Source organism: Methanocalculus taiwanensis (assembly GCF_024372745.1).
In the GTDB taxonomy this organism is placed as follows: Archaea; Halobacteriota; Methanomicrobia; order Methanomicrobiales; family Methanocorpusculaceae; genus Methanocalculus; species Methanocalculus taiwanensis.
The window spans coordinates 1-14,030 of record NZ_VOTZ01000036.1; the positions used below are offsets into that span (position 1 = coordinate 1).

3 protein-coding genes are annotated in these 14,030 nt (G+C 50.1%); all 3 read left to right on the forward strand.

Going from position 1 to position 14,030, the window contains the following annotated elements:
* The first annotated feature begins 305 nt into the window (after window positions 1–305).
* Window positions 306–6,764: a PKD domain-containing protein gene (locus tag FTO68_RS11205; RefSeq protein WP_255333501.1), complete on the forward strand. Its 6,459-nt coding sequence runs from the start codon at window positions 306–308 to the stop codon at window positions 6,762–6,764.
* A gap of 357 nt (window positions 6,765–7,121) precedes the next feature.
* Complete coding sequence (locus FTO68_RS11210) at window positions 7,122–12,161, forward strand: NosD domain-containing protein (RefSeq protein WP_255333502.1); 5,040 nt, start codon at window positions 7,122–7,124, stop codon at window positions 12,159–12,161.
* Between the two features lie 298 nt (window positions 12,162–12,459).
* Window positions 12,460–13,917, forward strand: coding sequence for a S8 family peptidase (locus tag FTO68_RS11215; RefSeq protein ID WP_255333503.1), 1,458 nt, complete (start codon window positions 12,460–12,462; stop codon window positions 13,915–13,917).
* The last annotated feature ends 113 nt before the right edge of the window (window positions 13,918–14,030 follow it).

The following is a 14,030-nucleotide window of genomic DNA, read 5'->3' on the forward strand; positions in this document are numbered from 1 at the left end:
AGTGACAGATACGGGATTTAAGTGCCGGATTCTCAATTATACAGATGAATTACAGGATATTACGCGGCTGTTCGGGTCAGGGGTGGAAAAATATTATGCATGAAAAAGTAGATGCCGAATGTGGGCTTACATATATCCTATAGAAGAATCCGGAGGGATGTTTGATCGAGAAGATCCGGAGATTCAAAATAATATAAGAATGTTTTAACATAAAATAATATATATCAGCATATAGAATTTTATTTAAAAAAACTTTTTAACCCATGACAGTGTTAGAGATATTATTTATCCCCGGGGGGGGCAATATGACCAAAAAAATAATCCTGCTTATTGTGTGTTTTGCTCTTGCTCTTGTCATGCCTGCAACTGCTGGCGACTATCAATTGAGTGATGAATTGCTATTTAACGAAGAGACAGATCTTGATGAGCCTGAGAATGCAGGCTTTGAAGACGGGACAAACAGCGATAATGATGAGCTGACTTCCCTATGGTTTGATTCGTCCCTCGTGGATAATCATGTCACTTTTGCAGGTGGGAGCGGTACATCAGATGATCCATATCTGGTAGAAAACGCGGCTCAACTGAATAAAACCAGGGATGATCTCACGGCTCATTACCGCCAGATAGCAGATATTGATCTCTCCGGATGGAGTGATGGTGCGGGATGGAACCCAATCGGCTACGGGGATTATAACAAATTCAAAGGCACATATGACGGTGCTGGCTTTTTGATCACCAATCTCACCATTAACCGGCCTGGATCAAGTGCTCAGGGGCTCTTTGGGCAGACGGATGGGGCAACGATCCGTGCTGTCAATCTGAAAGATGTCTCCTTACATGGAGGTTTTGGCACAGGGGCACTGATTGGATCGATGTCAAGTGGGACGGTTGATTCGGTAACAGTCACCGGCACCATCCGTGGTGAGACGAACACCGTTGGAGGACTTGTTGGACGGCAGGGAGGCGGCACGATCCAGAATGCTGCAGTTCATGCAGATGTGCAAGGGATGACAGACGTCGGAGGGCTTGTCGGATCTGGAGGCACTCAGATTCGGCATAGTTACACAGACGGTTCGGTGAACGGTACTGAGAATGTCGGCGGACTGATTGGAAATCTCGGGCATTCAACGATATCAGATTGTTACAGCCGGGCATCGGTTGAGGGAACCGATTATGTCGGCGGGTTCATCGGAAAAACCGAGGGGTGGCTCGGCAGGGTCTCCCGCTCGTACAGCACCGGTCCTGTCAACGGAACAGGTACAAATGTCGGCGGATTCCAGGGCGGCGGCACCAATAACACACAGTTCTGTTCCTGGGATACCGAAGCCTCGGGACTGAGTACCAGCTGGGGTGGTGACGGTGTTGCCGGAAAGACCACTGCTGAGATGCAACAGCAGGCAAGCTATCCGGCATTCAATTTCTATTCACTCTGGACGATTAACGAAGGGAACGAATATCCGATATTCCAGGATCTCGACAGGTTTGACTATACTCCGCTCCCGGATGTGAATCTTGATGATCTGAGTGGATCAGGCACGCTCGAGGATCCCTATATCATTACGTCTGCGGCTGAACTCAATGCAATGCGGAAAGATATGACGGCATACTACCGCCTCAACCGGGATCTGGATCTCACAAACTCACTCGTCTGGAACGGGGGGCTGGGATGGGCACAGATCGGGAGCTACAACCAGCGTTTCAGGGGTGGCTTTGACGGCGGCGGCCACACCATAAAAAACCTCACCATAAACCGCCCCTACCACCATAACGATGCCGGCACAGGCCTGATAGGAGGAACAGAGGGGGCGACAGTCCATTCGATACATCTCAGGAATGTGGCTATCCAGGGCGACAGCCGCACTGGAGCCCTTATTGGGGATGCAACATCGAGTACAATCCGGAATACAACTGTCTCCGGACAGGTTGTCACATTGAGTACCATGACAGGGGGTCTCATTGGATCCCTTTCTGGAACCCTTGAGCAGGCAATTGGAGGGGTTTCTGTTATCGGGGGCCAGGAAACCGGGGGGCTGGTTGGACGGCAAGCCGGTGGCACGATCCAGAATGCCAGGGTGTTTGCAGATGTCCAGGGTGCAACTGACGTAGGAGGACTCGCCGGTTCTGCCGGTACACAGATAAGACATAGCTACGCTGAAGGGTCAGTGAATGGGACAGAGAATGTCGGCGGACTCGTTGGAAGCCTCGGGCATGGGACGATATCAGATACCTACAGCCGGGCATCTGTTGAAGGGACAGACTATGTCGGCGGACTGATCGGTAGGACCGAGGGGTGGCTTGGCAAGGTCTCACGCTCATACAGCACCGGTCTTGTCACCGGAACAGGTACAAATGTCGGCGGATTCCAGGGCGGCGGTACCAATAACACACAGTTCTGTTCCTGGGATACCGAAACCTCGGAACAGAGCACAAGCTTTGGTGGTGCAGGAGTTGCCGGGAAGATGACTGCCGAGATGCAACAGCAGGCAAGCTACCCGGCATTCAACTTCTACTCACTCTGGTCGATCAACGAGGGAGACGACTATCCGACATTCCAGGATCTCGACAGGTTTGACTATACTCCGCTCCCGGATGTGAATCTTGATGATCTGAGTGGATCAGGCACACCGGATGATCCCTATATCATAACATCTGCGGCTGAACTGAACGCCATGCGCAAGAATATGACGGCATACTACCGCCTCAACCGGGATCTGGATCTCACAAACTCACTCATCTGGAACGGGGGGCTGGGATGGGCACAGGTCGGGAGCAATACCCAGCGGTTCAGGGGTGGCTTTGACGGCGGCGGCCACACCATAAAAAACCTCACCATCAACCGCCCCTACCACCTTAACGATGCCGGCACAGGCCTGATCGGAGGAACAGAAGGGGCGACGATCCACTCGATCCACCTCAGGAATGTGGCTATCCAGGGCGACAGCCGCACAGGAGCCCTTATTGGGTCTGCATCATCGAGTACAATCCGGAATACGACTGTCTCCGGACAGGTTGTCACATTGAGTACCATGACCGGGGGTCTGCTTGGGTCCCTCTACCTAGGAACCCTTGAGCAGGCTTCAGGGGAAGTTTCTGTTATCGGAGGAGGGGAAACCGGAGGGCTGGTTGGACGGGATCAGGGCGGCACGATAACCAATAGCTCTGTGTATGCAACTGTTCAGGGAACAAACGATGTTGGTGGTCTGATTGGCAGTGGAAGTGGAACCAACAGCAGATTGTATTCGAATGGAACCGTCATAGGGGTAGAAGATGTCGGAGGGCTTCTTGGCGAATGGAGTGGGGGCACGCTCTCTGATACCTACAGCCGGGCAACTGTCAACGGAACAGATGGTGTCGGTGGACTGGCCGGAAGAGTCTCAGGATGGACAGGGCAGATTACCCGCTCGTACAGCACCGGCGCAGTCAATGGAACAGGTGAAAACATCGGGGGACTCCTCGGTGCCGGTAGTGCCATCACCAGCTCGTACTGGGACATCGACACCTCAGGCCAGAGTACCAGTGCCGGTGGCGCCGGAGCCATGGGGCGAAATACCGCTGATATGACCTATCCCTATGCTGCGGACACCTATGTTGACTGGGAGTTTGGAATGGGATGGGCCGCTGACACCGACTACTCAAAGAATGACGGGTATCCGTACTTCGACTGGAGTGAGCCGGTGCCGGTGCCCCCGGTTGCGAACTTCACCGTGAATGCAACAGAAGGCGTTGCTCCGCTCTCTGTAGAGTTTACCGATCTCTCAACGGGAGATCCCATCGGATGGGCATGGTACTTCGGGGATGAACAACTTACTGCTTCATGGACAGAAGTAAACAGCAGTGCAGGGTGGTCCGGCAGGACAGGCCATGCAGCAGTCACTCTATCAGATGGCACCATCATCGTCATGGGAGGGCTGGATAGCAATTACCAGAATAAAAGGGATGTCTGGAGATCGATTGACGGTGGCGTAAGCTGGGAGCTGGTGACAGCTGCTGCCGGATGGAGCGGGCGACAGTATCATACTGCGGTCGCCATGCCGGATGACAGTATCGTCCTGATGGGTGGCTATGATGGAGCTGTAAAGAACGATGTCTGGAGATCTGAGGACAATGGCGCTACATGGATCCAGCTGACCCAGGCTGCGGGATGGTCGGCACGATTTGGACATGGTACAGCCGTGCTTCCTGACGGAAGCATCGTCCTGACTGGTGGGTTCAACCTTATTACAAGATTCAATGATGTCTGGCGCTCGACCACCAACGGTGAAACCTGGATGAGAATGACAGCAGATGCCGGGTGGACCTCACGATACGGCCACAGCAGCCTCACTCTCCCTGACGGGAGCCTTCTTGTCATTGGTGGACGCACTGGCCAGACTGGCTCATCCGAGGTCTGGAGATCAACTGATAACGGAACCTCATGGACGTCGGTGACGGCAGATGCCGGGTGGGAGACACGGGAAGGCCATGTGACCGTTCTCCTCCCTGATGCAAGCATCCTTCTGACTGGTGGATGGCATAATGATCTGCCAGAGGGATACCATCTAAACGACACCTGGAGATCGACCACCAATGGTGCAACATGGACTCAGGTTTCAGAATCATCAGGCTGGCAGGAGCGGCAGAATCATGCGAGTGTGGTGCTGCCTGATGGAACAGTCGTCCTGATGGGTGGCAGCACAGGATCAGAGTATCAGAATGATGTCTGGCAGCTTCAGACCGCCGGGTCAACCGAAGAGAATCCTGTACACACCTATACCAGGGAAGGAGTCTTCGATGTCACACTCCGGGCATTCAATGCCGCAGGATTCGACACGCTCAGGCGATCCGGATATATTACCGTCACCGGATCCCAAGCACCGGTTGCGAACTTCACTGCCGAACCAACGAGCGGTTACGCACCGCTTACAGTACAGTTCAATGACACGTCAACTGGAAATCCGACCACGTGGAGCTGGAATTTTGGCGACGGAAATACTTCATCGATCCCGAATCCCTCACATATCTACACAATGGAAGGCATATTCAATGTAAGTCTGAACGTCTCCAATGCAGCAGGCTCAGATACCATCACGCAAGAAAACCTGATAACCATCACTGCCCATATCCCTGAAGCACGGTTTGATCTGAACCGTAATTTTGCCGCATCAACTGAAAATGATACATTCATCCCGGGAAGTTATCTATCGTTCCAGACATACAGGCTGCATGCCGAGAACCTTGACGATACGACAGTTCTTGGAGATCTTACCTATGTGGCAGGGGTTGCAAATATAACCTCAGTTGATTACGATGGTTATGCCACATGGAATGCGACATATGCAGAATGGAACTTCCCTTCAGATTATAGAATCGGACCTGGAAGTGGGTTTGATACACGAGCAGACACCTCATATACAGAGGTCAGAACATTCACCCATACGGTAACACGAAACAGCAGTCCGGTTCTCTTTACAGCACCCGGAATCCAGGAGACGAATATCAGCGTTATTTTTGACGATCTTGATTTTGAGTCAGTATTTGTCGGTTTTGCATCAGCAAAAGATCACAATATGACCACAGAGATAATCAACTCGTCTGTTGCAACAAATGCACCACTTGCAGTTCCTCTTCCACCAAACGGAACGTATCACCTGAAACTTGACAAATCTGCTCTTACAACCGGAACAGAGTATTATTTCAGGTTTGATACAACCATCATACCAAATGGCTCCGATGTGATGCATAAACCGATTGCTTATGTCTGGGAGGGTCAGAATAATGGCAGTGAAGAGCTGGGAGTTGCCACGAAAGCTGAAATTCCTGCATCCATGCTCCCATCGGATGCATCTGGGTTTTCGGTTCAGACGAATACCTCATGCAACTGGAGTGTTGTATGGCAGGATAATCTCCTCTCAATTCTGAAAGGAATGTCCGTTCAGATATCTACATCTCCAATAGCGAACTTCACCGCAAACAGAACCCTCGGTTCCGCTCCGCTGGCAGTCGCCTTCACGGATCTCTCGACAGGGAACCCCACCTCATGGTCATGGCAGTTTGGCGATGGGACAAACAGTACTGAAAGAGATCCGATCCACCCATACACTCTGCCAGGCGCGTATACAGTCCAGCTCAGGGTTGAGAACAGTGCAGGGGGCTCAACCATGATATCGGAGGATTATATCACGGTTCTCCCACAGGCATCTGATATGATCATCGGGGCGGGATCTCTCAATGTGGCAACCGGGATGACCGGGGCGATTCCGGTTTCAATAACGAATGTCACCGGTGCAGAGGAGATCATGTGTTCAGTCACCGTTAACCCCGTCTATGCGAATTTCACTGGTGTCGCGGTCAACGCATCGGTTGCCGGGGGAACGAATCTGACCTATCAGATCAATAACAATACCGGGACACTCAATGTCACACTTTCGAGAACAGATGGAAACTATACGGCCGGTACTGAACCAGTACAGATCCTGGATATCACACTTCAGGCAAAGCACCTGTTCGGCGAGAGCCATATTGACTTTGGCGAAGCCATGTGGATTCGAAATGATGTTGAGATACCCTTTGGCAGGATGGAGGCGGGAATCCTGGATATACATCTCCGTTGCGACTTCAACCAAAACAACCGGATCGATATCGGGGATGTTGCAAAGGTTGCATGGATGGCAGCAGGGCTTGTAGAAGAGGATCTTGAAGCGGACTTTGACGGGGACGGGCATGTCACCGGAGCAGATGCGGCAAGGATCGCATACTACTATGTGGGGAAGATCGGCGAGCTCTGATTCCCACTTTAAGATGATGATGTATGAGGGAATTTCCCATCCCTTGTATTTTTCTGGTGGTGAGATAAACTTACCCAGGGTATCCTGTGAGGATCAATGCATAACCGAATTCTCAAAATAACTCTATTTCAAAGCCAAATTAATTTTTAGAGCCATATAACTCAATTTTTATCTATAGAAAGGTATAATACAGTTGAGAGAATCTTACTTTTATTCCGCACCTCATGCACAAACTGGATTGCAGGACGATCGTGATATCGGAATCCAGATCAATATGGATTTCTGTCTGGGGTTCCATATGGGCAGTCAGCGGGCGGTTATACTCTATCATAGTAGGTAAAAACGGTGGGTTGTACAATGAAGCTCCATTATCTCGCAATACTGGTTCTCTTACTCTTCCTCCTATCCACTCCTGCTTCCGCAATGCAGGATGAGGAGGAGAAGACGAAAACACTTCCAAATAGTGAATTTGGAGAGGAAATCCCGGATATCGGATATAATGCTCCACAGAGAGAAGAATTCACTTCTGTTAAGCAGTATGGAATGGAAATGCAGATTGAAAGCGATTCACAGGTTTCAACTGATCCCATAAGCCGTTATACGGTGGAATATGTCGGTGCAAATACAGCGGTAATCACCTGGCAATCCTGGTCAAATGTAAAAGAATACAGGATTTTTAGAAACGGATCCTACGTTGTTCCTTTCTATCCAAATGAAACATTAAAATTCATTGATGTGAACCTTAAGCGGGGAGTTGAATACCAGTACAAAATTGAGCTATGGAATACTGATCTTCCTGAGGAACAGCGCTACATAGGGTATTATGATGGTGACCCCGTTGTCCCTGGAGAGGTCTATGGAGATCTTTCAGCATTTGGAGAGAACGATACATGGAGGGGAGGAGGTGCCACACTCCGGTTTGATACCGGGGGTGGAAGGCTTTACCTGGAAGGAAGTACTCTCATCCTCAAAGACATCATACTGAATGGTGAGTGGGATAATGAGAACCAGAGATTGACCAGTATTTTGGGGGCTTCATCACAGATCGGCGGGGCGATCCAGGCAACCGGAACATCATTGTACGATGTAGAAATTCAGGCATGGAATACCGGCACAGCAGAACATTCATTTCTTGATGATATTTATTCCTCAAACGCCAGGATTTTTTTATATGGACCAAACATCATAATTTCAAACAGTTATTTCACCGGAAACCGTTCATACAACCGCTTATCTCTTGCTAATGATTGTGAAGTGACCGAAAACCAGTTTGTAAATATTTCAGGAGGGATCGAGGTTAATGGAGATCGGATATCTGTTTCCGATAATCTCTTCAATAGCTATGAAGGTCCGGCAAATTACGCTGGATATGCAATCGTTGCCGGGGGATCACAGGGCCTGATCTCAGGCAATACCATCTCAGACTTCCGATCTGCCATTCAAATCAGCGGAAGCCAGAATGTTACAAAAAATACCATCTGGAATACAACAAACCGGGATGCAACCGATCTTCTTCGAAGGAACCTGAAAGTGATTGAAGGGATCGAAGCAGATGGATCGGTCATCAAGGAGAACTGGATCCTCGATACCGATCACCCGCATACGAGCAAAGGCATCATTGATGTAACTGAAACCGGCGATATCGAGATAACGAATAACATCATTGATGGAGGAGGGGGACAATATGGTATCTCTGCCAGCTATCCAACCGGCACTACGGTCATCATCCGGGATAACCTGATCACAAATATGACCCGGCAAGATGGAACTTCCGGGGGTGTCGGCATCCTTGGATCAAATACAGAAGGAGCCGTCTGGATTATGGATAACACCATTCATGGAATACAGGGTTCTGAATGGATTAATACCTGGGGGGTTCGTATCGACCAGCAGGATCTCGTCCATGTCATCAACAATACCATCTCCGGATTTATGTATGGTATCCACACGATAGCCTCCAACCAGACATATGCTGCAGAAAATTCTATATCAAGTCCGGATACCGGGATATACCTTGAGAAATCTATACGTCCATATTCATTTCACGGCAACTTCTCAGGAAATTCCATACAGGCGAATAAGACAGGAATACATCTTGATGCCATCGATACCCTGATTGGTGGAAACACTATCCATGTCACTGGGACCGATGTGTCCCAGACACACACCGGGATCATTGTCAGGAAAGGGGACCAGAATCTTATCCAGAAAAATACATTGAATAATACCGCTGAGAATAGCCCTGTTGATATAATTCTCGAGATTCCCACCGCCCAGCTCCCGGGAACACTCCTTCTCAGGGAGAATACCATCGAGCGGGGAGGAAACAGCACCACATTCAGTATATGCGATTTTACTGAGCAGATCAGAATCAGCGGTGTAAAAACGCCACCAGAACCCCCCCGATATCCTGATTACCTTGTCAACAAAGGTGATATCCACCAGTGGCTCAGCATCCGGAGTAATACCTTTGGAAATCAGGAGAATGTCCAGCTCAATCTTACCTTCCATTACAACCCCGAAGAACTCGAAGCGATCAACCCGGAGAGCCTCTCGGTATGGCAGTATAACAACACACGCTGGCATAACGGGAGTGCCGAGTATCCATGGAACGGAACCCGCTGGCTGGATAATACCACCCATGAGGTCGGTGTAGAGATCCTGACGATGCCGCCATGGTCGGCCGGAACCGTCATCTATGCCCCGCTCGGCAATATGCCGGTTCATAATCTCAATCTCAACCGGGACTATAAAACGATCACCGAGGCATTTGATGACTGGGAAATAGGAATTGGAGATACTATCACTGTGGACAGCGGGTATGTCGGAGTCGAGAACCTGAGGACACCGCGTTCAGATATTAAACTTCTCGCTGCATCTGGCAAGCAATCCGATGTGAAGGTGATTGCAAAGGACCCATCCAAACCTGCTCTTGAAGTATTCTTTGATAATGTAAAGATTTCCGGATTTATCCTTGAAGGTGCAACCAGTTCCTATGGACTTCATTTCCATGGAACCAAGAACAGCAGGATAGAGAAGAGCACCATCACCGGCAACGGCCAGGGAGTCTGTTTTGAGGATTACTCTGGAATCGGTGTTCCGGCAACCACCAGGAACTGCACCGTTGCAGAGAGTACCATCACGGGAAACACCCAGGGCGGTTTTGCTATCCTCTCAACACACCAAAACACCATACGTGATTCAACAATTTCAGATCCAACATTTGGCATTGGAGTTCAGGAGGGCATAGAAAATACAATCTCCGGCAATAGCTTTACAGACTGCCCGGATAGGGCTATTTGGGTACTGCAGGGTGAGGGAACCGTAATCGATGGAAATACCATTGATGGCGGGGAGACCGGGATCCTGCTTGAAAGAGCAACAGCAACCTCTCTTTCCAACAATAACGCAACAAAAGTACAAACCGCATTCAAGCTCGATGAAGCTGAAGATACCACCATTACCGGCAGCTATGTTTCAGGATATGAGATTGGATTCTTCCTGGACGAAGCAACAGGGACAGCAATCACTGACTGCCAGTTTACCGGCGCAGTCCCCGAAAAAACCACAACGGGCATCAGGGTGCAGTCCTCTGATCAGACAACCATTACAGAATGTCTGGTTGCAGAAACCACCTCTCAAAACTTCGGGACAACCGGGGTGGATCTGATCGGATCTTCACAGCAGACCCGGATTATCGACTCAGCCATCACGGGGATATTCAGATCGCAGGTGACCGGAATCAGAGTCGGTGCAGGCGCAGTTGGAACCTGGATAGGCAATTTTTCCGCAGATAACCTCACAGCGGGTCAGGGAGGAGTACAGGGAGTAATTCTTGCTCCCGGATCCGGCACTACGACCATCCAGCGGGGGACATTCCATGAGCTGAGAGCTACAGGCAATATCACTGCTATATCGGCCGATCGTGCTCAGAATACCACCATCCGGAGAGTTAATATCGACTGGATCAACTCAACAGCCGGACACTCCACCGGGGTTGCCCTTAATGGGACATCCGGGGCAGTTATTGACAATGGAACACTCACCCGGCTCTCTGGAGCAGCTGGAACAGTAGCAGTAACTCTCACCGGGGTTGAGCAGTCTGCCATCGGGTACCTCACTGTCGGGGATGCTCACCCCGTCCTCTGCAACCTCACCGTAACCGGCTCCCTCCGGGTGAACGGAGTTGAATCACCACCGGCACCTCCAGAAGATATGGCTGCTATCGGAAGGTTCCTTGCGATAACAAATACCACACCGTCAGATGCTGCGATCCGGATCTACTATACGCCTGGCGATCTGAATGGAGTAAATCCCTCATCTCTCCGCCTCTGGCATCATGCCAATGACTGGTCACGGGTTGCAGGTGAGAACGGGGTCGATACAGTAAACCGGTTTGTGTACGGAACCACCACCGACTTCAGCATCTTTGCCCCGCTTGAAGAGCCGCTCCGGGCTGATTTCACAGGCGAACCGCTCCGGGGGGTTGCACCGCTGAAGGTGCAGTTTACTGATCTGTCAGAAGGAGGACCAACAATCTGGTCATGGACATTTGGGGATGGGGGGGCAAATGCGACACGGCATCCACTCCATACATACCAGTCTCCCGGTGAATATACCGTCAGTCTCCGGGTAGAGAAAGATGATACTCACTCTGAGATGGTAAAAGAGAGCTATATCACAGTTGTTGAACCTGTCATTGCAAACTTCACCGCAAACAGAACAGCCGGGTTCCCACCACTCAGGGTTGCTTTTAATGATACCTCAAAAGGAGATCCAACCGCATGGCTCTGGCAGTTTGGAGATGGGAATTCCTCAGAACTCCGTCATCCGGTACATTCCTATACAGTACCCGGAACCTATACCGTGAATCTGACCGCATGGAATCAGGATGACCAGGATTCAATGAACAAAACCGGGTTTATCGAGGTCTATGGTCCGCCTTCGGTATCCGGAATCACCCCCACCTTCGGGTATCGGAACGGGCTTTCTATCCAGGCAAGGATATCCGGCGACGGGTTCAGGGACGGGGCACTCGCACGACTTGTTGGACCGGGAGATGGGGTTATTGATGGAACAGCGCTCACAGTTGCCGGACTGAACCAGATCACCTGCACCTTCAACCTCACCGAAGCGCTTCCAGGTGCATGGACTGTGCTGGTGGAGAATGCAGATGGAAAGACCGGCCTCCTCCAGGGAGGATTCACGATCCGTCCCCGTGGCGACTTTAATGGGAACGCTCGTGTTGATATTGGGGATGTGGCAAGAGTCGCCTGGATGGCCGTCGGGCTGACACCTGATGATCCCGAGGCACGGTTTGGCGGAGGCGATACGGTGACGGGAGCTGATGCGGCAAGGATCGCCTACTATTACGTCGGAAAGACGCAGGAGATCTGAGTGATCTCCCCAACCACTTTGTAAATAGATCCGGGAAATCACACCTTCCCTCAAATGTGATCGCTAGCGATCCTGAAGGAGATAGGTATATATTTTTTGACATTGTCCTAACAGGTATACCGTACCCCTGTGGTGTGCCGGGACGAGATCCATGTACCTTTTTTTCTTTATGGGGGATGGCAGGGGTGATATACACACACGAGTAGTTTCTTCCTCCAAATCTACAGGATACTAAGAGAACGTAACCTGAGGGGATATCTGTTGCCTTGGTGCAAGAAAAAAATCACAGGTGTTGAGAATGAAGCGGGGTTATTCAGCAGTACTGCTGTGTATAGTACTCCTATTCTCATGCGGCATCGTTTCAGGGGTGCTCTCTGAGGACGGAGATGATCGGTTCGTTGAGCCGGATCTGAATATGACAGGAGGAGATGAGCCGTCAGCTCCTCCTAAAGAGACCAAATTATTCGATCCAGAGGATGAAAGCGGTCCCCTGGAAGAAGATGATCCAGTTGAAATATCCGTGAACATGAATGTGGAAGGAGAACCACATATCCCTCTAGAAGAGCTTGGTCATTCGGAACACGGAGAGGATGAGTTGAAAGGACTCCACCAACCTGAGGAAATACCAGATAGCATACCGTTTTTTCTCGAGGAGATGCCTCCGTTCGAGGGCGATCCTCTGAATGTGTATAGCCGGCCGCTCTATGAGCCCGATAGCATCCTCGTCCAGTTCAAACCCCCGGTGGCATCGAACACCATCCTGATGGCAACCACCTCGGATCACCTCAATGCTCTCCATCAAACAACCACCAGGCTTGATTTAGCAGACTATGGCCAGCCAGGACTGCTTGTGATCAACCTACCCGATGACCTCACGGTACCTGATGCAATCAATCGATTCAGCAGGCACCCGGATATCCTCTTTGCAGAACCAAATTTCTACTATTACCATGATAAGATTCCGGACGATCCAGATTTTGGACTCCTCTGGGGGCTCCGGAATACCGGGCAGATCGTTGGAGGGCAGGCAGGGACTACCGGGGCAGACATCTCGGCTCCCGGTGCTTGGGATATTACGACAGGTTCAACTGATGTTGTTATTGCAGTCATCGATTCGGGAATATACCTGAATCATTACGACCTTAATCAAAACATCTGGAGGAATATAAAAGAGAAGTACAGCGGATCCGACACCGATGGCAATGGATATATCGATGATGTCGATGGCTGGAACTTCTATAATGAGAATAATGATGTAACAGACCTGAATGGACATGGCACACATTGCGCAGGGACGATCGCCGCTATCGGAGACAATGGATGGACGATCGCAGGAGTGATGTGGACAGCACGAATTATGCCACTCAAATTCTCAGGGCCTCATGGTTCAGGTACGACGTTAGGTGCGATCAAAGCGATAAACTATGCAAAGGAGAATGGGGCCCATATCATCAGCAACTCATGGGGGTCAGCCGGATACTCAGAAGCACTCAAAACAGCCATCGAAGGATTTGACGGGATTGTAGTCTGTTCCGCAGGGAACAATGCCTCAAATAACGATATACTGCCCAGATATCCAAGTTGCTATAACAGCTCCAATATTATTTCGGTTGCAGCAACAGACAATAATGATGCCCTTTCCGAATTCTCATGCTATGGTGCAAATACAGTGCATGTCGGAGCTCCGGGAACGATGATCTACAGCACCTCAATCTTATATGATTATGAGGAACTATTCTCAGACCTGACTTTGTGATTTTCTAACTTCACCTCATACCATCACCACACCATCCTGCTACACATTCGACTTATTTTCCTGATCCTCCTTTAATCCAAACAGAAAGCTTTATCGTTTTGTGAGTTATAATT